The sequence below is a fragment of the Thiococcus pfennigii genome (assembly GCF_016583835.1).
Taxonomy (GTDB): domain Bacteria; phylum Pseudomonadota; class Gammaproteobacteria; order Chromatiales; family Chromatiaceae; genus Thiococcus; species Thiococcus pfennigii.
Map to the genome: position 1 here is coordinate 78,664 of NZ_NRRW01000006.1, position 20,111 is coordinate 98,774.

A 20,111-nucleotide genomic window follows, 5' to 3' on the forward strand; every position below is an offset into this window, starting at 1 on the left:
GGCTTCACGGGGTAGGCCCTCGGGGTGCGGGCCAGGTCAGTACTCGAAGCCCCAGGCGACGCACCCGCGGGCGAGGTCGATCCGCACGCCCTTGGCGGCCGGGTTGGGCGCGGGCGCGCCGATCCGCAGTTCGATCTCGGCGCGCTCGGCGAACCAGGCGGCGAGCGCGTCGGGGTCTGGCAGCGCGATGCGCCGCTCGGCCTGGGCGACGAGCCCGAGGAGGTCGCGCCGCGCCGCGGCGTCCGGTTGGGCCGCGAGCGTCTCGCCCAGGGGCCGCTCGGCGAGCAGGAACAGGCCGGCGCCGAAGGCCTCGATGCCCCGGCGCACGATGGCGCGGCTCGCGGCCCCGGCGAGGGTCGTGGCGAGGACCAGGCTGCGGTCCGGGTAGCGCGCGACCAGTCGTTCGAGGACCTCCTCGGCGAGCCGCGCGAGGGCGCGGGTCGGCGGCACCGGCGGCTCGGGCTCCGGGAGGCCGACGATCAGCATCCGCACCAGGCCGCGCCCGTAGCGGGCGAGCAGGACCGGCGCCAGGCGCACGGCGAAGCGGTCGAGGTCCTTCATCGGCTCGCTCAGCTCGGCGTACGGGACGAGTTGGGGGTGATGGCGGCGCCGATCGTCGCGCTGTGGGCCATGGGTCCAGCCGGCCAGTCGGCGGTCGGCGGCCCAGCGGTCGTGTTCGATCTCGGCGAGGCGTTCGACCTCCAGCGGCGAGAAGGTGAAGGTCTCGACCAGCTCCTCGGGCAGCGCCCGGCAGTCGCTCAGGGCCAGCTTGGCCCAGAGGTGATCGGCCTGGTGGCGCGAGGCCCGGCGGTAGGCGTCGTCGAGCGCCTCCCAGGTCCGCCCGGCCGGGGCCAGGTCCGGGTCGCGGCCCTGGGCGGCGATGCTGTCGCGATAGTGGGCGTGGATCGTCCGTGCCAGTTCGTCGCCGCGCCCGTCGAGCAGGACCTCGGGGTGGCAGGCCACGCGGCGGTAGGAGTACGGATGCAGCTGGCCATCCCATGCGTCGAGCCCGCCGCGCGGCTCCAAGGCGCCGACCTCCAGGTGGATCGGCGGCGCGACCCGCTGACGCTCGGCGATCGTGGCGGCGAGCCGTTCGGCCAGGGCCAGCCCAGCCGCGGCGTCCTCGAGGCAGACGTGGGCCGTGGTCACCGGCGGGGTGTCGGCGGCGACCGGGTCCTCGGGGGTGACGAAGCGCAGCCGGGCGATCGCCTCGGCCTGCGGGTGGGCGGCGAGGAAGTTGGCCCGATCGCGTTCGGGGGCGTCGCTGGCGATGGTCAGGACCGGGGTCGGGCCGCCGTAGTGCATCAGCCGCAGCGCCTGGAGGATCAGCGCCCGGGCCGGCGGCGCCCAGCCGGCGACCAGCAGGTGGGCGGCCTGGCCGAACAGCGGGTCCAGGCCCGCGTGTAGCGGCCAGCGGGTGAGGAGGGCGCGCGCGGCGGCCTCTTCGATGCCATGGGTCTCGATGCGCAGCCTGGCCTGGGCCGGAGGCGCAGGCGGTGCCGAGGCCGGCTCGCGGTCGGAGACCAGGATCAGGCGGAGCGGCTGGCGTGCCCGGCGCTGGGCGCAGGCGGTGGCGATTCGGTCGATCTCGGCGGGGGTGTCCGGCCCGGCCGCGACGATCGCGGTCTCGGCCCGACTCAGCGCGCGGCGCGCCGCCGGCGCGTCGCTCGCGAGTCGGGTGAAGGATCGGCCGCCCAGGTGCAGGTGCGCGGCGAGTTCGCCGGCCAGCGGGTCGAGACCGGCGAGGACGAGGGACGGGGGGCGGACGAGCGGCGGCATGCGCTCTGGCTCAGCCGCCGCCGAACGCCTTGGCGATGCCCCGGCAGATCGCGCCGGCCTGGCGCTCGATGTCGGCGACCAGCGCGAGCTGGATCTGGGCCTTGCGCAGGTTCTCGCCGCGCGTGCGGACGCGGAAGTAACGGTCGCCCTCCAAGTGGTCGGTCAGGAAGCGCAGGCCGAGTTCGAGCGGGATCAGGCGCAGCGCATCGTAGAGGAGCGCGACCTCGGCCTCGGCGAGCAGGCCGGCCGCCTCCTCGGCGTAGGCGGAGAGCAGCGCCTGGCACAGGGCCAGGTCGAAGGCGGCGCCGCTGCCGGCCTCGCCGCGGCGGTTGCAGCAGGAGCGCAGGCAGTCGCCGATGTCGTGGTGGACGAGTCCGGGCTGGACCGTGTCGAGGTCGATCAGCGCGATCGCCCGTTCGCCCGCCGCGTCGAAGAGGATGTTGTCGAGCTTCGGGTCGCCGTGGACGACGCGCAACGGCAGGCGGCCGGCGGCGCGGGCGCTCTCCAGGACCTCGATCAGGTCGGCGCGCGCGTCGATGAAGCGCTGCGCGGCGTCGACCTCCGCCGATCGCTCGATCGGTCCTGGGCCGCCGAGGACCTCATCGAGGCGTCGCCGGTACGCGGGCGTGACGTGGAAACCGGGTAGCGTCATCGCGACCTGCGCCGGGTCGAGGCCCGCGCACACCCGGTGGAAGCGGGCCAGGATGGCGCCGACCGCGCCGGCCTGCGCGGGCGTCTCCAGGTGCGGGAGGGTTCGCGAGGCCGGGACGTGCTCGAGCATTCGCCAGAGGTCGCCGGCCGCGTCGCGCAGGCCGAGCTCCCCGCGGCGGGTCGGGATCAGCGCTGGCAGTCGCAGCCCGGCGGTGTCCTCCCCCGACTGGCCGGCGAGATGCCGGGTCAGGCGGTCGAGGTTCGCGAGGATCGTTGCCGGTTGGGGGAAGACCTGGCCGTTGAGCCGCTGCAAGACATAGGCCGGGCCGGCCGTCGTGACCAGATAGGTGCGGTTGATGAGACCCGAGCCGAGGGGCTCGATGGCGAGGAGCGGGGCGGCGAGGGCGAAGCCCTTGGCGATCGCCGCCGCCTCGGGCTCGGGAGGTGGCGCCGCGGCGCGGGCGCGCGGGCCTGGCGTGGCGGAGCGCGGCGGGTGGCCCACGCGGTCGCCGTCCGGCGGGCGGGGTCTCAAGGCCCCTGGTGGAGGATCAGCTCCAGCACGGCCTTGCTGCCGAAGTAGGCGAGGATCAGCATGACGAAGCCGCTCAGGGTCCAGATGATCGCGGTGCGGCCGCGCCAGCCGTAGCGCATCCGCCCGAGCAGCAGCCCGCCGAAGATGAGCCAGGCGATCGAGGACAGGACCGTCTTGTGCACCAGGTGCTGAGCGAACATGTTCTCGAGGAACGCGAAGCCGCTCAGCAGCGCGAGGGTCAGCAGCGCGAAGCCGGCGCCGATCATCTCGAAGAGCAGGCTCTCCATCGTCTGCAGCGGTGGCAGGGCGCGCACGAAGCCGCCCGGGTGGCGGGTGCGCAGGTGGTGGTCCTGCACCGCGAGGAGGATCGCCTGGACGCTCGCGAGCGTCAGCAGGCTGTAGGCCAGCATCGAGAAGAGCACATGGATCTTCAGCGACCAGCTGGCCGCCTGGCGCATGAAGTTCAGGCCGGGGTAGAGGGTCTCCAGGATCAGGGTCAGGGCCGCGACCGGCAGCAGGACGATGCCGAGGTTCTCGACCGGCTTGGTCAGGCTTGAGACCAGCAGCAGGGTCGCGACCGTCCAGGAGGTCAGCGACAGCGCGTTGAAGAAGGCCAGGTTGAGCCCGGGGCCGCGGAAGATCTGGTCGAACAGGAGCCAGGCGTGCAGCAGCAGGCCGGCGAAGCCCAGCGCCAGGGCCAGGTTGCGGCTCGGCAGCGTGTCCCGCTCGCGCCAGAACAGCCGCAACGCGATGAGGATCGCGCTGGCGAGGTAGAAGAAGACGACCGTGACGGCGAAATAGTTCTGCATCATGGCCGGGAATGATGGCACAAAGGCGGCGTGCAGAAAACGGCCTTGGCGATCCCTTCGGCTGGGGCCGGTCTTTGCTTATACTGCGTCCATTTCGCGCGGCGGCGGGCCTGGTCCCCGTCAACCGTCGCGCCACCGTCGAGGTAACCGCATGTTCGAGAATCTCCAGGAGCGCTTCGGCAAGGTCTTGCAGAACCTGCGCGGCCAGGGCCGGCTGACCGAGGACAACATCAAGGACGCGCTGCGCGAGGTCCGCATGGCCTTGCTGGAGGCCGACGTCGCGCTGCCGGTCGTGCGCCAGTTCATCGACGACATCCGCGAGAAGGCCCTCGGCGAGGAGGTCGCGAAGAGCCTCACGCCTGGTCAGGTCCTGATCAAGATCGTCAACGACGAACTCGTCAAGCTGATGGGCGAGGCCAATGCCGCACTCGACCTGGCCGCCCAGCCGCCGGCCGTCGTCCTGATGGCCGGCCTCCAGGGCTCGGGCAAGACGACCAGCGTCGGCAAGCTCGCCCGCTGGCTCAAGGAGCGGCAGAAGAAGTCGGTGATGGTCGTGAGCTGCGACGTCTACCGCCCGGCGGCGATCGACCAGTTGCGCACCGTGGCCGGCGAGGTCGGCGTCGACTTCCACCCGAGCCGCCCCGACCAGGCGCCGGTCGCGATCGCCCGCGAGGCGCTGGAGGCCGCGCGCAAGCGCTTCAAGGACGTGCTGATCGTCGACACGGCCGGTCGCCTGCATGTCGATGCGGCCATGATGGAGGAGATCCAGGCCCTGCACGCGGCCATCAAGCCGGCCGAGACCCTGTTCGTCGTCGACTCGATGACCGGCCAGGATGCCGTCAACACCGCCAAGGCCTTCGGTGACGCCCTGCCGCTGACCGGCGTCATCCTGACCAAGACCGACGGCGATGCCCGCGGCGGCGCGGCCCTCTCGATCCGCCAGGTCACCGGCAAGCCGATCAAGTTCCTCGGCACCGGCGAGAAGAATACGGCGCTCGAGCCCTTCTTCCCCGACCGGGTCGCCTCGCGGATCCTCGGGATGGGCGATGTGGTCTCGCTGGTCGAGGAGGTGCAGGCCAAGGTCGATCAGGACAAGGCCGCGCAGCTGGTCAAGAAGCTCAACAAGGGCAAGGGTTTCGACCTGGCCGACTTCAAGGAGCAGCTGGAGCAGATGACCAAGCTCGGCGGCGTCGCCGGCCTGATGGAGAAGCTGCCGGGCGCCGGCCAACTGCCCCCGCAGATGAAGGATCAGATCAACGACAAGGAGGTGACTCGGCTGATCGCGATCATCGACTCGATGACCCCGCAGGAGCGGGCCTTCCCGGCCATCATCAAGGGCTCGCGGCGGCGGCGCATCGCCGCCGGTTCCGGCACCCAGGTCCAGGATGTCAACCGCCTCCTCAAGCAGTTCACCGGGATGCAGAAGATGATGAAGAAGATGAAGGGCGGCGGCATGGGCCGGATGATGCGCGCGATGGGCGGGAAGCTGCCCGGCGGCCTCCCCGGGGGCTTCCCGCCCGGCGGGATGCCCCCGCTGCGCTGAGGGCCGACCGTCGTGCGCTCGGGCAACCGAGGCCGTTCGGATCGGTCGATCGTCCGCACAGCCGACCCGACGGCCAGGTTCAGGCGTCGGCGCAGTGCACCGGGGCCAGCCGCGGCTGCCGCTGGAGCGTCATGAAATCATCGCGCAGCGCCTTCAGGCGCTGCGTGAAGTGCGTTCGCTGCTCGGCGCTGAAGGTCGCATCGAGGCGCACCAGGAGCTCGCCGATCCCGGTGCGGACCTCCTCGCGGATGCGGCGCAGGTCTGGCGGCAGGTCGCGGTGCTCGACCATCCAATCGGTCAGGAAGGTCTCGATGGTCGCCGCGTCGGCGCCGCGTCGCAGCAGCCCGATCAGCTCGCTCTGCTTTCTGTAGCGGTAGATGGTCCAGCGCTCGGCCGTGTCGGGGATCTCGGCCGTGATCTCGGCGATGATCGCGCGCTGCGCGTCGTTGAGCGGACCGATCCACCACTCGGCCGACTCCCCGTAGCGCTTGGCGCGATTGCGTGCGGAGCGCTCGGTGCGCTGCGGTCGCGCGTGGTGCGCCGCGTCCTCTTCCAGGTCTTCTCGGAACTGCCGCTCCAGTCGGTCGATCTGCTGCGGCCCCGCCTCCGCCAGCAGCGGGGCCAGCACGGCCGCGGTCAGGGTGGCGTGCTGGCGGTAGATGGTCTGGAACTGCCCGAGCAGGCAGTCCACCGCGCGCTCGTCGAGGCCGCGGCGCGCCTCGCGCCAGGCGGTGTCGAAGAAGGCCGCGAGATAGGGCAGCTCGTCGCGACGATGGCGGGCCAGGGCCTCATCGAGGGTCGGCCGCCAGTTCGCGAGCTGGGCGCTCGTCAGCCCGATGTTGCTCTCGACATAGTGGGTGATGAAGAGATCGGCGGTGTTGTAGGCGAGCCGCACGCGGGTGCAGCCGGCCAGTGCCAGGGCGACGAAGATCGCGAGCACGGCGATGGCGAGGTGCCGCCGCAGGTTCGGGAGCATGGGCTTCGGGTCCGTGGTCGATAGTGGCGCGAGGCCGGCGACATCCGCCGACGGCTGCAACACCGCCAACATGGGGTCGTTGTATGCGGAAGCGAACGGGTCATCAGCATGCCCGGCCGGGCACGCCCAGGCAACGGTCATGCGACTGACTCGCAAGCGTGGTTAAGTAAGGCGATTTCTGTCAACAAACCTACCGTCTGACTTGTCTTTTCGCCCGTCTTCTGTGTCGCGAGCGCACTCACATAGCTGGGCTATGCTCCTACGCTCGCTCCTTGAAGACAAACGAAAGTCCGGCGTCATCCGGTCGGTTTGTTTCCGACAATCGCCTAGGCGGTGCTCCGCACCGGCCGCAGTCCGCGCGAGGCCCTGAGTCTTGGACGAGAAGGTCAGTTTCGGCATGAACCGATCGCCGCACCGATCCGTGCCCACCGTCGCCGAGCGGGGTGTGGAACCGGTCGCTCGGGTGCCGCTCATCGAGCGGGCCCGGGAGACGCTGCGCTATGCGCTCCAGCCGATCGTCAACATCCACACCGGCGGCGTCTACGGCTTCGAGGCGCTGCTGCGCGGTGCCGCCGAGCTCGGCTTCGACGACATCGACGCCCTCTTCGTGCGGGCCGCGCAGCTCGGGTTGACCCGCGACCTCGATCGGCACCTGCGGGCGCTGGCGGTCGCCCAGTTCGCGCGGCTGCCGAACGCTGCGCGCTACCGGCTCTTCTTCAACCTGGATCCGCGGCTCCTGACCCAGGATCGGCCCGAGGAGACGCGGGCGCTGCTGGCGAGTCAGGGGCTCGCCGCCGACGCCCTGTGCTTCGAGCTCTCCGAGCGCGCCGACCTGGCCGCGACGCCGGAGATGGCCGGGCTCGTCGCCGATTACCGCCGGCACCGCTTCCAGATCGCGATCGACGACTTCGGTACCGGCTATGCCGGGTTGCGCCTGCTCTACGAGCACCCGCCGGATCTGCTCAAGATCGACCGCTTCTTCATCTCGGGCATCGCGGACGACCACAAGAAACGGTTGTTTGTCGCCAATACGGTGCAGCTCGCCCATGTGATGGGGATCTCGGTGATCGCCGAGGGGGTCGAGACCGAGCGTGAACTCTTGGCCTGCAAGGAGGCCGGTTGCGACCTGGTCCAGGGCTACCTGATCGCGCGACCGCAGCTAGCGATCGAGGCCTTGCGGTCGGGCTATCAGCGGATCGCCGAGATCAACGACCAGGACAGGCGCGAGACGCAGGGGGACCGCGCGCTGATCGAGGCCTGCCTTCAGCAGATCGCGCCGTTGCACGAGGCCGACGGCGTCAAGGCGATGTTCGAGGCCTTCCGCCAGGATCAGGGCCACCATGTCGTGCCCGTGTTGGATCAGGCCGATCGGCCGCTCGGCCTGATCCTCGAGGCCGATATCCGGGAGTTCATCTATTCGATCTACGGGCGCGACCTGATCCTCAATCGCGCCTATGCGCGCAGCCTGCGCGACTTCGTGCGTTCCTGTCCGGTGGTCGACATCCACGATTCGGCCGAGCGCCTGGTCGAGGCCTACTCGGCCAACGTCAACCCGGCCGGCCTGCTCGTCACCCTCGACGGCCGCTATCTCGGCTTCATCTCGGCGATGTCGCTGCTCCAGCTGATCGAGCAGAAGAACCTGGCCGCGGCGCGTGATCAGAACCCCCTGACCAAGCTGCCCGGCAACAACCCGATCCACGAGTACGTCTCGCGGGCGCTCGAGGAGGAGGCCGGCACCCGTTGCCTGGTCTATCTGGATTTCGACAATTTCAAGGCCTTCAACGACCACTACGGTTTCCGCCGCGGCGACCGCGCGATCCTGATGTTCGCCGAACTGCTGCGCAAGCACCTGCCGATCGGCGGCCCCTGGTTCGTCGGCCACATCGGCGGCGACGACTTCTTCGTCGGCATCTGCGATCTGTCCCGTGGTGCCGTCGTCGAGCGGCTCGGTGCCCTACTGGAGACGTTTCGCTGCGACGTGCAGAGCCTCTACGACCCGCAGGACCGCGAGCGCGGTTACATCCGCGCGCACGACCGCTACGGTCAGGAACGGGACATGCCGCTGATGCGTTGCAGCGCGGCCCTGCTCGAGGTCCACCCCGGGCACGGTTGCGGCGGTGTCGAGGACCTGGCGCGGATCATCGCCGAGATGAAGCACCAGGCCAAGGCGGATGCCGCCGGCCTGGTCCTGCGCCGGCTGCCGCCCTGTGTCGACGGCGTCGGCGCATCCCCGGCCGGGCGTGGCGAGGGCGTCGAGCGACCGTCAGAACAGCGGCCCGATCGCCGTGCCGAGCAATAGCGTCGCGGAGGCGGCGGCCGTGATCAGGATGTTGTCGTCGATGACGCCGAACTCGTAGCGCTCGACGACGGTCGCGATGATGGCGGCGATCAGGCCCCACTCGGGGATCGCCGGGTCGGCCAGGCCGCCGACGATCCAGCCCATCGGCGCACAGACGATGAGCATGAAGAGGTTGCCGATCGGGCTCTTCGAGCGCTTGCGGATCACGGCGTTGCGCACGATGCCGGTGACGCCGTCGCCGAAGGCCATGAAGAGCCCCGGCAGGATCGCGAGCCACGGATTGCCGAGGAGCCACCAGAGGAGCGACACGGAGGCCAGCCAGCTCAGCGCGAACTTCACATCGTTGCGGTTCTCCGGGGTCTGGAACCAGAACATCCGCAGCCCCGAGGCGTGGGCGCCGTAGGTCACCAGGCTCAGCAGGACGCCGGCGATCAGCGGATACCAGAGGTCGGTGAAGACCAGCGGCACCATCAGCGAGCCGACCCCGCCGGCCAGCATGTGGACGATCTTGCGGTTGTAGTAGACCGCGCGGATCGGCTCCATGCCGCGGGCGACCATCCAGTCGTAGGGCAGCTTGGTCAGCAGCAGGACGGCCAGGACATAGAGGCCGAGGCCAGCGGCCCATAGGAGTTGCGGATCGATCGCCATCGCCTTTCTGTGCTCCGGTTGCGTTGATGGGTGGACGGGGCGGGGCGCTCAGTCCCCGGCGGTGTCGTCGCCTCGCAGGCGGTCGACGATGCCGCTCGTGCTGCGCCCGGCGACGAGCGGCACCAGGACCACCTGCCCGCCCCAGGTCTTCACTTCGCGGGCGCCGACGACGTCCTCCTCGCGGTAGTCGGCGCCCTTGGCGAGGACGTCTGGGCGCAGGGCCTCGATCAGCGCGAGCGGGGTCGGCTCGTCGAAGAGGACGACCGCATCGACGGCGGCCAGCGCGGCGAGGACTCGGGCGCGGTCCGCCTCGCCGATCAGCGGCCGCTCGGGACCCTTCAGCGCGCGCACCGAGCGGTCCGTGTTGAGACCGACGACGAGGCGCCGGCCGTAGCGGCGGGCCTGCTCTAGATAGGTGACATGGCCGACGTGGAGCAGGTCGAAGCAGCCGTTGGTGAAGACGACCCGCTCGCCGGCCGCCTGCCAGCGGTGGACCTGCTCGATCGCGGCCGGCAGCGTGCAGACCTTGGCGGCCTGCCCGAGGGCCGCCTCGTCGGCGAGCGCCGCGAGCAACTCGGCACGGTCGATCGCGGCGGTCCCGACCTTGCCGACGACGACCCCGGCGGCGAGGTTGGCCAGATGGGCGGTGTCCCGCACCCCGAGGCCGGCGGCGAGGCCGGCGGCGAAGGTCGCGATGACGGTGTCGCCGGCCCCGGAGACGTCGAAGACCTCCTTGGCGACGGCGGGGATCAGGTCGCTGCCGGTCGCGTCGATCAGGGCCAGGCCCTGTTCGCTCAGCGTCACGACCAGGGTCGCGAGGCCGAGTCGGGCGCGCAGCCGCTCGCCGGCCCGAAGGAGCCCCGGCTGGTCGTCGCCCGGGACATCGGTCGCCAGCGCCAGCTCGGCGCGGTTCGGGGTGATCAGGGTCGCGCCGGCATAGCGGTCGAAGTCGCGCCCCTTCGGGTCGACGAGGACCGGGATGCCCAGCGCCCGGGCGCGCCCGATCAGCTCGGCGCAGAGCGGGCCGGCGAGCACGCCCTTGGCGTAGTCGGAGAGGACTAGGGCGCCGAGGCCCGGCAGGCGCTCGCTCAGCGCCGCGAGCAGCCGGGCGGCGTCGGCCTCGGCGAGCGGCGCCGCGCGCTCGCTGTCGATGCGCAGCATCTGCTGGTGATCGCCAACGATACGGGTCTTGGTCGTCGTCCCGCGGTCGCTCGCGACGAGCACCGCGCCGGCCTCGATGCCCTCGGCGGCGAGGGCCGCGAGCAGGGCGTCGCGTGCCGCATCGGCGCCGGTCACGCCGGCCAGCTCGACGGCGAGCCCGAGCCCGGCGAGGTTGCGGGCCACGTTGGCGGCGCCGCCCGGCACCTCGGTCTCGCGCGCGAGCGCGACGATCGGCACCGGTGCCTCCGGCGAGATGCGCCGCACCCGACCCCAGATGTAGCGATCGAGCATCAGGTCGCCGACGACCAGCACGCGCCGGCCGTCGAAGCCGCGGCGCACGACCTCGCTGACCTCGCCCGGCGCGGCGAACATCAGCGCCGCCCCCGCGCGCCCGTCGCCCGGCTCATCGCGCCTCTCCGGTCGACTCGCGCTCGGCCAAGGTCGTTTCGACCAGATCGCAGACCAGGTGGCCGATCAGGATGTGGGCCTCCTGGATGCGCGCGGTGTTGTCGCTCGGCACGACCAGGCACAGGTCGGTCTCGTCCTTCAGGCGCCCGCCGCTGCCGCCGGTCAGGCCGACCCGGTAGACCCCGAGGGCCGCGGCCGGCCCGAGCGCGGCGAGCACGTTGGCGCTGTTGCCGGAGGTCGAGAGGGCGACCAGCAGGTCGCCGGGGCGGCAGAGCGCCTGGACCTGGCGGGCGAAGATCGCCTCGAAACCGAAGTCATTGCCGAGCGAGGTCAGGATCGAGCTGTCCGTCGTCAGGGCGATCGAGGCCAGGCCGTCGCGCGCGCGCTGATAGCGCCCGACCAGCTCGGCGGCCAGGTGCTGGCAATCGGCGGCGCTGCCGCCGTTGCCGATCCAGAAGATGCGCCCGCCCGCGGCGAGGCAGTCGGCGGCCCGGCGCGCGAAGCGCTCGATGTCGGGCACCAGGGCGTCGAGGCGCCGGATCACCTCGAGGTGGGTCGTGAGGATGGAGCGGATGTGTGTCTGCATCGGTCGGGCTCGGGATCGCCGGCGCGTGCGGCCTCGGGCCGCGCCACCTGGCCGGCCCGTGAGTATGCGTGGCGGGGCCGGCCGGAATCAATCGCCGCGCGGCGCCGGCCGCGGCCCGATCGGCGCACGGCCATTCTCAGCGCGGCGAGAACCGGCTAGAATTCGCCTCCCCGCGCAGGTGGCGGAATTGGTAGACGCCCTGGATTTAGGTTCCAGTGGGGCAACCCGTGGGGGTTCGAGTCCCCCCCTGCGCACCATTTCACGTCAAAGGCTTACGTCCGCGTCGCGGACGTGGCTCGCTGTCCCGCCGCTACGGTTGGACCAACCCTCACTTGTCGAACCCGGGGCTGCGCTCGCCCGCGGCCCGAGGTGGGCGAGATGCTCGACACGAAGTTGAAATTCAAGGCGTGCCGCGAACGACTCGTCGCCTGCGAAGCGACCGAGGCCGACGCGACGATTCACCCGACCACGGTCGAACCCCTCTCCTGGACGATCTGCTGCCCGGAATTTGGCTGGATCGACGCCCGGTTGCGCATTGGCCAAGATGTGTTTCCCATCACCTTTTCGGACGTGTATCCGCCGTTCCTGGACCTTGTCGATTGGATAACAAGGATCGCCGAAGACCAGGACCCTGACCCGGTGTGGGTGGATGACGAGTTCCGGGATCATTTCTTCGCTGTCTCCAAGACGACGGCCAGGGACGGCTTGCTATTCGAGTACGCCAGGTTTCTCTTCGATGGGACAGGTCTCTACCGAAAGGCGCTCGTGAACAAGGATGATCTCGTGCGCGAGTTCTATCTGATCTTCAAGTATTTGATGGAGATCGATTTGGCGGGGGAAGACGAGAAGCCTGAAGGGACAGCGATCTACTTCAACTTCGGCCGGAACACCGATGAAATACTCAGGTTCGATCTATCCGCGATCGAGTCGTATCTGAACGCGATCGACACCGGCACCTCGGACCCCCTTTCGCCTGATTGACCTCAGGGGCCTGCCCCATGGATCAGGCTCGTCCGGATTGCCAAGCAGGCCAGGACCCCGGCCGCCCCACCGCGGCCCCCGAGCGGGTGCCCTCCAATTGCCTCGTCCGAGATGGACCTCGGCTGGTCCCGCAACGTCTCCAGACACATTAGCACACCACGACCCCAAGAAATGCGCATCATGCGAGAGATGTCCCCATCTCTTTCTCGTTAACCGTGCCCGCGCACCCACTTTTACAACCCAAGCTTTTTATCAACACCGTAGCGCCATAGAATTACGTCTACAGCATGGCGCGACATGCTATATTTTTCGCTGAGAAATGCCACAAGATCCTGTACCGCAAGATCCTGTACCGTTGATGAACATTCTTGTGCGGCACGGGCAAGCCAAATATCAGGCTTGGCTTCATCTACAAGTCCGATGTTCTTTGCGAGGTGATACTTGGTTATTGGCCCGATTCCAGGCAGCCCCTCGAGCGCATCAATCCCCTGTTCTTTTAGGCGCTTCTTGAAAGCCGAAAACCCCTCTTTAGCAATCATCTTGCTGCCCTCGAGAAAAGAATTCGCCTTGCGTTCGTTGTTGAAGACCGCAAGTACCGGCTTGATGGACCTCATTCTCGCTAGATCGACGAGTTCGAATTCCTTGAACGCAGAACGAAGATCTGAAAAGCGTTCTTCAATAGTCGCCACCCTAAAGCCGCTCACATATACGACCCAGCAGTATTCCATCAAAAAACTTTTTGATTTCATGTGCTTGAATTTTTCTGGGCTGATTGATTTCGCCCAATCAATCTCTTCCGGGTGATTTTCCTCGCAGTAATGTTTCGCATCCTCGAACAATTTTATTGCCCTTTCCTCGTTCATCGTCCCTCCTGCGATTATAAAGCCAGATTACCTTTATTTTACATGCTGCTACATGCTGCGCTGACGGCAGCCTAGAGGGCCTTGTTCATAATTCCGATCAAGGCTCATCTTCATGATAGGAGTTTGGCGCTACAGTCTTGCAAGAGCAGCGTCTTATCTCAGGCTCTCGGCAGGCGGCTTGCTTGGTGGCCGCAGTTATGAGCAAGGCCGCCTAGCGCAACCGTCGAATTCCGCGGTCACCGCCCGAGGCGACGGGGCTGCGGCATTTCTGACCTTGCCCACGCCCCGACGCGCCCCGACGGGGTCAGCTAAATGGTGACCCCGTCCACTCGCATGCTTCCGGATACTCAATACGCGCAAGCATGAAAATGTCCGGATAATTGTTAGCGGCGCGATAGAACGGCGCCGATCAGACTTTCTTGATGTACTGGGACTTCAATTGCATGGATCCGAATCCTTCAATCTTGCAGTCGATGTCGTGGTCGCCATCAACGAGGCGAATGTTCTTGACCTTCGTTCCGACTTTGACAACTGAAGATGAACCCTTAACTTGGAGGTCTTTGATAACGGTTACCGAATCTCCGTCTTTGAGTTCGTTGCCGAAGGCGTCTTTCCACACGCGCCGGTCTTCAACAGCCTCTTCTGAAGCAGTACTCCATTCGTGGCTGCATTCCGGGCAAACATACTGGCCACCATCTTCATATGTGTAGGCTGAATTGCACTTCGGACAGCATGGCAAATTGCTCATCATCATTCCTTTTCAAAAATCTCTTATAGCAAAAGTTGGCACCTGATGGGTCCGACGGGGCAGGTCTTTCATTCAAGCACCCTGCTTGCTCGAGGTTGCCGGCGCGTTGCAGTCTGGTGCGGCCGTGAGGCGTCGTACGGCGCGGCTCACCGTCGAGTAATGCACGCCGAAGAACGCGGCAATCTCTTGCATCGTGTAGACGCCGGTGGCGAAGGCCCGAGCCATGGCCTCGTCACGGTTGGGATACCGGCGCGCGAAGCCGGCGAGCGGCTCCGCCAACGGCCGGCGCTGCGCGCGCGGGACCTCGCGCAGCCCTTCCAAGGGCTTGGTCGTCGCGCGATGGCGCTCGGCGAAACCCTCACTGCCGAGAAAGACCGGATGACGCAGACCCTCCCAGATGCTCGCACCGCCGACCCCTTGGCGAACGAAATCCGCATATCCTGCCTGCGCGACGCCGCGTTCCTCGCCGAACTGCCCGAGCAGCCAATCCGTCTCCAACCACGCCGGCGCCGACGCCCGCCCGACCATCGCCCGGTAGCTGCTCCATGCCCACCCTTCCGCCGCCGGGACCATGCCCGCGCGCACGGGATTCAGCACGACGTAGCGTGCGAGTTCCAACAGGTACGCATCGCGTTCCACCAAGATGGCTTTGAAGCGTCCCTGGAACAGGTGTCCGACCAGCCCGTGGCGTCGGTTGGTCCTTTGGGTGTAGACACCGTTCAGCTGGCGCATGCCCTTGGACAGGTTGGCCTCAGGTGTCTCGACGACGACGTGGTAATGGTTCGTCATCTGGCAGTAGGCGTGGCACCGCCAGTTGAACCGCTCACAGACATCGCCTAAGAGCTCCAGCCAAGCGCCGCGGTCCGCATCGTCACGATAGATGGCCTCACGCCGATCGCCGCGCGAGGTAACGTGGTAGAGCCCGCCGGCTAGCTCGATACGAAGGGGTCTGGCCATGGCCCAAGCAAGTGTAGTCGGGCGGTGCTGGATTGCAAGACCTGACCCCGTTTTGTGACCCCGTTTTGTGACCCCGTTTTGCGATGACATTTCGTTACTTCCACGCAATGTATTCACTGGAGAGTTTCTTAAAATGAGTATCCAGAACACATTTCCCTGTGGCTTCAATCCGCTCAATTAGGTAACTGAGACATTCCAGCAGGCGTGCATTTACGACACCCTGCCTAATGGTTTCTAGGGCTAGCTTGGCCTGCTCTCGACAGACGGGCATCTCTAGCTTCCTTTGGATTTCGTAGTGCGCGAGCGCCGCCATTGCATGAGGTGCGTACTTATCCCCCAGCTTGCCTAGGATGTGTTCGTAGTAGCCCTTGCCTCGTGGCGAGACGCCTCGGCAGTAAGTAACTCCTCGACCAATGCGACACATCAATATGACTTTCGCAAGCTTGTCAACATTGTTTGGAATAATGTCTTTTTGCTCTTGAATGTATGATGCTAAACTGTCTGCTACAGGGGCTTCGTGATGAAAGTTGTCCCAGCCATTGTGTTTTTCCAGAAGCTGATCGATCAAGCCATCAACAATGATGGTCCGTTCATTAGGTGACCGAAACGGGTTGCCACCAACAACACTGAAGAACTGGCTCCCGAGTTCATACTTTTCCTTGTGCAGGTTTGTATTGTAACCCTCTAAGACTATTCCAAGCTTGTACTTTGGTTCGTCGGCACAGTTTCTCCAAATTGACGGAGCGATCAGGGAAATGTTCTTTCTCACCTGCGGATCGGTATCGACTCCCACATAGATACCAAAAGTTGTTCTCAAGATGCTTGCCACATGATGCGTAGCAAGCTCTGCGATCCGCGCTTCGATCGTCTGGCGTGTAGTGGAATCAATTGGTGCTGTATAGGTTTTAAGGTTCTGTATAAAAGCTTGCACCTGAAGCGCGGCTTCAGTCGGTCTATCATTTAGCACATCTTGGATGCAGGTCTGAAGCCAACCCAGCAACTCAAAGGCATTAATCGTATAATTCGTTGGGTGAGAGATGCCAATATCATTGCGCATTTCCAGAATGTGCTTGAGCTTTTTATAAGTTGTATCTGAAATAAGCTCAAGTTTTCTGCATGTATCGAGTAAGACTGAATCTTTAAGCGATGCTAAGTCATCTTCGGTTTGATAAAAATCCCGCGCCTTTCCACCCACCGCTGAATCAAAGAAGATATCCAGCCCGTAACCGATAGCTTTCTTTCTCAGATCAAGAACAACTTCGTTCCAAATAGCGTTAAGTGAGTAATCGAACAGCCCAAATCCTGCCCCCACAACAAATTTCGAAAGATACCGGGCATCTCTCTTAACTTCATCTGGCAGAGAGGCAATATAGGCAGGGAGATTTTGCCCAATAATCTGGCGCTCAGATTGTTCTGCAATGATGTTGTCGTTCGGCAGACCAATGTGTTCGAGGAAGTCAACGATTCGCTGGGCTTGTGGATCGACAAGATCGGTGCCTGTCGATTTCGCAATGTCGTTCAACTTTGTCCTCCTGTTGTCATCGAACAGTTGAGTAGCCAGAACATCGGCCTACTGAGATAGGCAGATTCTGCCTAGTTCGTCCTCCGTGCTCGGCGCGGCCAGCCGAGGCTGGCAAAGACCTTGTGCTTCGCGTGGGTTCTCTGGAACCTAGCACAAGCCCGTTTTTTGCACAATGCGGCCGATCGTCCATCGCCGCAGCCGAGCGACTGCTCATTGATCTACGCTCCGAAACGGACCCGGGATAGCGCGATTCAGGGCTGTTCCGGCCAGCGCATCCGCCGACGCCGCGCTGCCCGCGGGCGCGGATGCCATCAAAGGCGCGCGATCGGGAGTAGCGGGCGCAGGTCTTTGACGAGAAGGAACAGATGAAGCGGATCGGTCGGGGAGGGCACGAGACCGAAGTGGGCGTAGAAGCGTCGGGCGGCGTCGTCCTTGGCGTGGACCGCGAAGGCGCGAATACCGCCAATCTCGGCGGCCTGGAGCGTGCGGCGCATGGCGTCTTTGAGCAGACCCGCGCCGATCCCGCGACGCTGCCAGGGGACCGCGACGGCGAGTCGGGCAAGCAGCATGATCGGCACGGGATGGCGAGCGAGCCCCTTGGTCAGTCGCTGTGGGGCATCGTCATACGCCGCCTCACCCACCACGAGGGTGTAGAAGCCGATCACCTCATCATCGTGCAGACCGAGATAGGTCCGCGAGGCGTTGGCCTGCTGATTGGTGAAGGCATAGCGCAGGAGGAAGCGATCGAGCGCCTCATGGCCGCTGGAGAACCCGTCGAGCGGATGGTCGCGTCGCAGCTTCTCGATCCGGAAGCCGGTCGTCATGCCGAGTCGGGCGGATCGAAGGGCGTCGGTTCACGCAAGAGACGCTCGAGGCGCGGCAGTGCGCGGGGCGGCCTATCGAGTGCTGCGATGAAGGCGCTCCAGCGCTCGGCATCGAGCCGAAAGTGTCGCCGATCGGCTAGGGTTTCGTCGGCGCGCTCCAGTGCACTGCTCAATACGAACTGGCTCACCGACTGGTGGCGCTCCTGGGCCGCGGCAATGAGCCGCGCCTTCGCTTCGGGCGTGAGCCGCAGATCGAGCTTCGTGCTTCGGGTTTGAGGGTTTGGCATGCGCGTCTCCGGTTGACAGGTTCCCATGGTATCTGTCCGACATTGTCATGACAATGCGTGCTTCATTCCGCATCGATTGGGTGCGACCTCCACATAATGTGAATCAGATGGTGCCATGTCGCGCAGACGACACAAGAAAAAGATATCTCGCGCAGAGACGCAAAGGCGCAGAGAAGAAGACAAGGAGAAGAGTTGCGCACTGGGGACATCGAACAATGCGCTTTCTTCCTTTGCGCCTCTGCGTCTTTGCGCGAGCTTTTTCTTATTGTCCTTCTGCGCGAGCCTTCTTTTGCCGCATCGCAACGGGTTTCGACATCATTTCGAGGCCGAACCCCATCGATTCCCGGTGGCCCAAGAGGCCGGGGCACTGGCGGCGAAGGCCGCCGCCGAGCCTGGCCGGCATGATCGGATCCTCGTCAACCTCAGCGAGCCCCAGCCCAGGGACCAGGCCGTGGAGGTGGCCCGATGCCCGATCGAGGCGGGCACCCTGCGCCCTCGGCGCTGGGCGTCGCCAAGAAGTACGACGATACGGCCCCGAGCGATCCGCTACACTGATCAGGAACCGTCCCGGCCCGCCGCGAGCCGGGCGCGCACCCTGGAGTGAGCCGATGCGCAGGTTGCCGGTGTTCTTCGTCCTCGACTGCTCGGAGTCCATGGCGGGCGAGGGCCTGCGGAAGATGGAGGATGGTCTCCAGGGGATTGTCCGTTCGCTGCGCGCCAATCCGCACGCGCTCGAGACGGTGCACATCTCGGTGATCGCCTTCGCCGGCCTGGCGAAGACCATCGTCCCGCTGGTCGAGCTCTTCTCCTTCTATCCCCCGAAGCTGCCGCTCGGCGGCGGCACCAGCCTCGGCGGTGCGCTCGAGGCGCTGATGGGCGAGATCGACGCCTCGGTGCAGCGCACCACGGCCGAGCGCAAGGGCGACTGGCGCCCGGTCGTCTACCTCTTCACCGACGGGCGTCCGACCGACGACCCGGGGCCGGCGATCGAGCGCTGGCGGGCGCGTTACGCCGAGGGGGCCGCGCTGATCGCAGTCGGGATCGGCGCGGATGTGGATTTCGCCGTCCTCAAGCGGCTGACCGATCAGGTCCTCCTCTTCGACGAGGGCGAGGCCGGCGACTTCGCGCGGCTCGTCGACTGGGTCAGCGCCTCGATCCTGGCCAGGAGCCAGCCGCTCGGCGCGGCGCGCGACGGGCGCGCCGAGGCGGTCCTCGATACGTCGGTCCTGCGCCTCGTCAAGGAGTCTCCGCCGGTGCGCCCCGATGCCGCCTGCGTGACCTTGGTCGGGCGCTGCCAGAACACGCGCCGCGCCTACCTCATCAAGTACGAACGCGAGCGCCGCGAGGTCGCGACCGGTGCGCTGCGCGTCGACGTCTCGCTCTACCGGCTGGCCGGCTGCTACCCGCTCGAGGAGGCCTATTTCGACTGGTCGGATCCGCGCACCGGCGGCCTGGAGGTCAGCACCTCCGAGCTCCTCGGCGTGCCCGGCTGTCCGCACTGCGGCAACGCGACGGCCTTCGCCCTCTGCGGCTGCGGTCGGCTCCTATGCGTCGGCGGTCCTGGCGAGGCCGTCTGTCCCTGGTGCGGCCGACAGGCCAGCTTCAGCGCCGGCCCGTCGCCCGACGAGGGCGGCTTTGCCGTCGGGCGCGGCCTCGGCTGACGGCGGGCGCGCGCTCGCCCCGGGGGTCCCCGTGCAGCGTCTCTACGAGGCCCGCGACCGGATCGAGGCCCAGCTCCTCGTCGACCTCCTCGGTCGCCACCGCATCGGCGCCGCCATCTTCGGCGACTACCTGGCCGGGGCCGCCGGCGAGCTGCCGGCCGGCATTTGGCCGACGGTCTGGGTCCTCGATGAGGCCGACCTGGGGCGGGCCCGCGCCCTGCTCGCGCAGTTTCTCGCCGCCGCGGACCGCCCGCCGGGGCCGGACTGGGTCTGCCCCGGCTGCGGCGAACGGCTCGAAGACAGCTTCGAGCTCTGCTGGCGCTGCGGCCGGCCGCGCGACTGACCGCCCGCGCGGTCGGCGGCGCCGCGTTCACCTTCAATGCGCTGCGTCAAGGGTCTACATTAGTAGATCGCCTAGAATCGATATATCGATGACGGGGGGATCCGTGTCCGATCCAGCCACCATGCCCGCGGCCGGCGGCCCCGACTGGGACGCCGCGAAGGCCATCCTGAACGAGGTGCGCCACGCGCTGCGGCACTTCGTGGCGACGGGCGAGTCGACCCTGATCGACCTGCGCGCCCAACCGTTCGCCCCGGGCGACCTGGAGCGGCTCCTCGCCTGGCTCGGGCGCGGCGAGGTCGAGGCGCGCGTCGAGGCCCTCGGGCCGACGCGGGTCTGGGAGAGTGCGGTCCCCGGCGTTTGGCTCGTCGACCACCGTGACGGCGACGACCAGCGGTTGACCCTGCAGATCGAGGTCGCTGAGTTTCCGGAGATCCTGCGCTCGCCGGCGCAGGACATCGAACAGGCCGTCGCCATCCTCGACGCCCGCCTGGGTGCCGCGGCGGACGGCGGCCCTTGACCCTCACAGAGCCAGT

The 20,111-nt window shown here is 66.7% G+C and carries 19 protein-coding genes and 1 tRNA gene; 7 read left to right on the forward strand and 13 right to left on the reverse strand.

The annotated features are described in order from the left end of the window. Positions 1-36: 36 nt before the first annotated feature. Genes CKO41_RS03545 through CKO41_RS03555 form a run of 3 tightly spaced genes read right to left on the reverse strand, consistent with a single transcriptional unit; the run spans position 37 to position 3,774 of the window. Positions 37-1,779, reverse strand: a complete 1,743-nt coding sequence (locus CKO41_RS03545) for a RyR domain-containing protein (RefSeq protein ID WP_200381284.1) — start codon at positions 1,777-1,779, stop codon at positions 37-39. 10 nt (positions 1,780-1,789) lie between these two features. After that, positions 1,790-2,932, reverse strand: a complete 1,143-nt coding sequence (locus CKO41_RS03550) for a phosphotransferase (RefSeq protein ID WP_200381285.1) — start codon at positions 2,930-2,932, stop codon at positions 1,790-1,792. A gap of 26 nt (positions 2,933-2,958) precedes the next feature. After that, complete coding sequence (locus CKO41_RS03555) at positions 2,959-3,774, reverse strand: cytochrome C assembly family protein (protein ID WP_200252831.1); 816 nt, start codon at positions 3,772-3,774, stop codon at positions 2,959-2,961. A gap of 148 nt (positions 3,775-3,922) precedes the next feature. On the opposite strand from CKO41_RS03555, the gene ffh reads away from it, so the two are divergent. Then, positions 3,923-5,314, forward strand: coding sequence for a signal recognition particle protein (gene ffh, locus CKO41_RS03560; RefSeq protein WP_200381286.1), 1,392 nt, complete (start codon positions 3,923-3,925; stop codon positions 5,312-5,314). A 79-nt stretch (positions 5,315-5,393) separates the two neighbouring features. Here ffh and CKO41_RS03565 read toward each other — a convergent pair whose 3' ends face one another. Then, positions 5,394-6,290: a DUF6279 family lipoprotein gene (locus CKO41_RS03565; RefSeq protein ID WP_200252836.1), complete on the reverse strand. Its 897-nt coding sequence runs from the start codon at positions 6,288-6,290 to the stop codon at positions 5,394-5,396. Positions 6,291-6,687: 397 nt separating this feature from the next. Between CKO41_RS03565 and CKO41_RS03570 the strand changes: the two genes are divergently transcribed. Then, complete coding sequence (locus tag CKO41_RS03570) at positions 6,688-8,589, forward strand: GGDEF domain-containing protein (RefSeq protein WP_200381287.1); 1,902 nt, start codon at positions 6,688-6,690, stop codon at positions 8,587-8,589. Here the strand turns inward: CKO41_RS03570 and CKO41_RS03575 are convergent. From CKO41_RS03575 to CKO41_RS03585, 3 genes are read right to left on the reverse strand one after another with little or no spacing between them, the layout of a single operon-like run. After that, positions 8,554-9,237 (reverse strand): hypothetical protein, encoded by a 684-nt coding sequence (locus CKO41_RS03575; RefSeq protein ID WP_200252840.1) that lies wholly within the window; start codon positions 9,235-9,237, stop codon positions 8,554-8,556. The genes CKO41_RS03570 and CKO41_RS03575 overlap by 36 nt on opposite strands. Positions 9,238-9,285: 48 nt before the next feature. After that, the gene (gene rfaE1, locus CKO41_RS03580; protein ID WP_200381288.1) at positions 9,286-10,770 is read right to left on the reverse strand and encodes a D-glycero-beta-D-manno-heptose-7-phosphate kinase; all 1,485 of its coding nucleotides are present in this window, start codon (positions 10,768-10,770) and stop codon (positions 9,286-9,288) included. 31 nt (positions 10,771-10,801) lie between these two features. After that, complete coding sequence (locus CKO41_RS03585; RefSeq protein ID WP_200381289.1) at positions 10,802-11,392, reverse strand: D-sedoheptulose-7-phosphate isomerase; 591 nt, start codon at positions 11,390-11,392, stop codon at positions 10,802-10,804. 172 nt (positions 11,393-11,564) lie between these two features. On the opposite strand from CKO41_RS03585, the gene CKO41_RS03590 reads away from it, so the two are divergent. Further along, a tRNA-Leu gene (locus CKO41_RS03590) sits at positions 11,565-11,649 on the forward strand. A gap of 121 nt (positions 11,650-11,770) precedes the next feature. Further along, a complete protein-coding gene (locus CKO41_RS03595; protein WP_200381290.1) occupies positions 11,771-12,373 on the forward strand; it encodes a hypothetical protein in 603 nt (200 codons plus the stop codon). A gap of 233 nt (positions 12,374-12,606) precedes the next feature. On the opposite strand, the gene CKO41_RS03600 is transcribed toward CKO41_RS03595, so the two are convergent. The 6 genes from CKO41_RS03600 to CKO41_RS03625 all read right to left on the reverse strand — a co-directional run bounded on the left by CKO41_RS03600 (position 12,607) and on the right by CKO41_RS03625 (position 17,574). Further along, complete coding sequence (locus CKO41_RS03600) at positions 12,607-13,236, reverse strand: hypothetical protein (protein WP_200381291.1); 630 nt, start codon at positions 13,234-13,236, stop codon at positions 12,607-12,609. A gap of 409 nt (positions 13,237-13,645) precedes the next feature. After that, positions 13,646-13,990 (reverse strand): zinc ribbon domain-containing protein YjdM, encoded by a 345-nt coding sequence (locus CKO41_RS03605; RefSeq protein ID WP_338115532.1) that lies wholly within the window; start codon positions 13,988-13,990, stop codon positions 13,646-13,648. 66 nt (positions 13,991-14,056) lie between these two features. Further along, positions 14,057-14,941: a transposase gene (locus CKO41_RS03610; RefSeq protein WP_200381292.1), complete on the reverse strand. Its 885-nt coding sequence runs from the start codon at positions 14,939-14,941 to the stop codon at positions 14,057-14,059. 94 nt (positions 14,942-15,035) lie between these two features. After that, positions 15,036-16,463: a hypothetical protein gene (locus CKO41_RS03615; RefSeq protein WP_200381293.1), complete on the reverse strand. Its 1,428-nt coding sequence runs from the start codon at positions 16,461-16,463 to the stop codon at positions 15,036-15,038. A 311-nt stretch (positions 16,464-16,774) separates the two neighbouring features. Further along, a complete protein-coding gene (locus tag CKO41_RS03620; protein ID WP_200381294.1) occupies positions 16,775-17,287 on the reverse strand; it encodes a GNAT family N-acetyltransferase in 513 nt (170 codons plus the stop codon). Further along, positions 17,284-17,574 (reverse strand): type II toxin -antitoxin system TacA 1-like antitoxin, encoded by a 291-nt coding sequence (locus CKO41_RS03625; protein ID WP_242463919.1) that lies wholly within the window; start codon positions 17,572-17,574, stop codon positions 17,284-17,286. The genes CKO41_RS03620 and CKO41_RS03625 overlap by 4 nt, the downstream gene beginning before the upstream one ends. A 608-nt stretch (positions 17,575-18,182) precedes the next feature. On the opposite strand from CKO41_RS03625, the gene CKO41_RS03630 reads away from it, so the two are divergent. The 3 genes from CKO41_RS03630 to CKO41_RS03640 all read left to right on the forward strand — a co-directional run bounded on the left by CKO41_RS03630 (position 18,183) and on the right by CKO41_RS03640 (position 20,095). Next, positions 18,183-19,235, forward strand: coding sequence for a TerY-C metal binding domain-containing protein (locus CKO41_RS03630; RefSeq protein WP_200381296.1), 1,053 nt, complete (start codon positions 18,183-18,185; stop codon positions 19,233-19,235). A gap of 31 nt (positions 19,236-19,266) precedes the next feature. Next, positions 19,267-19,578 (forward strand): putative signal transducing protein, encoded by a 312-nt coding sequence (locus CKO41_RS03635; RefSeq protein ID WP_200381297.1) that lies wholly within the window; start codon positions 19,267-19,269, stop codon positions 19,576-19,578. A gap of 103 nt (positions 19,579-19,681) precedes the next feature. Further along, positions 19,682-20,095: a hydrogenase expression/formation protein gene (locus CKO41_RS03640; RefSeq protein WP_338113794.1), complete on the forward strand. Its 414-nt coding sequence runs from the start codon at positions 19,682-19,684 to the stop codon at positions 20,093-20,095. The last annotated feature ends 16 nt before the right edge of the window (positions 20,096-20,111 follow it).

Bases quoted from the DNA above. Each gene is read 5' to 3' on its own strand.
- CKO41_RS03545 (WP_200381284.1), bottom strand. From the start codon at position 1,779: ATGCCGCCGCTCGTCCGCCCCCCGTCCCTCGTCCTCGCCGGTCTCGAC.
- CKO41_RS03595 (WP_200381290.1), top strand. From the start codon at position 11,771: ATGCTCGACACGAAGTTGAAATTCAAGGCGTGCCGCGAACGACTCGTC.
- CKO41_RS03620 (WP_200381294.1), bottom strand. From the start codon at position 17,287: ATGACGACCGGCTTCCGGATCGAGAAGCTGCGACGCGACCATCCGCTC.
- ffh (WP_200381286.1), top strand. From the start codon at position 3,923: ATGTTCGAGAATCTCCAGGAGCGCTTCGGCAAGGTCTTGCAGAACCTG.
- CKO41_RS03600 (WP_200381291.1), bottom strand. From the start codon at position 13,236: ATGAACGAGGAAAGGGCAATAAAATTGTTCGAGGATGCGAAACATTAC.
- CKO41_RS03565 (WP_200252836.1), bottom strand. From the start codon at position 6,290: ATGCTCCCGAACCTGCGGCGGCACCTCGCCATCGCCGTGCTCGCGATC.
- CKO41_RS03610 (WP_200381292.1), bottom strand. From the start codon at position 14,941: ATGGCCAGACCCCTTCGTATCGAGCTAGCCGGCGGGCTCTACCACGTT.
- CKO41_RS03625 (WP_242463919.1), bottom strand. From the start codon at position 17,574: ATGCCAAACCCTCAAACCCGAAGCACGAAGCTCGATCTGCGGCTCACG.
- CKO41_RS03605 (WP_338115532.1), bottom strand. From the start codon at position 13,990: ATGATGATGAGCAATTTGCCATGCTGTCCGAAGTGCAATTCAGCCTAC.
- CKO41_RS03555 (WP_200252831.1), bottom strand. From the start codon at position 3,774: ATGATGCAGAACTATTTCGCCGTCACGGTCGTCTTCTTCTACCTCGCC.
- CKO41_RS03630 (WP_200381296.1), top strand. From the start codon at position 18,183: ATGCGCAGGTTGCCGGTGTTCTTCGTCCTCGACTGCTCGGAGTCCATG.
- CKO41_RS03585 (WP_200381289.1), bottom strand. From the start codon at position 11,392: ATGCAGACACACATCCGCTCCATCCTCACGACCCACCTCGAGGTGATC.
- CKO41_RS03570 (WP_200381287.1), top strand. From the start codon at position 6,688: ATGAACCGATCGCCGCACCGATCCGTGCCCACCGTCGCCGAGCGGGGT.
- CKO41_RS03575 (WP_200252840.1), bottom strand. From the start codon at position 9,237: ATGGCGATCGATCCGCAACTCCTATGGGCCGCTGGCCTCGGCCTCTAT.
- rfaE1 (WP_200381288.1), bottom strand. From the start codon at position 10,770: ATGTTCGCCGCGCCGGGCGAGGTCAGCGAGGTCGTGCGCCGCGGCTTC.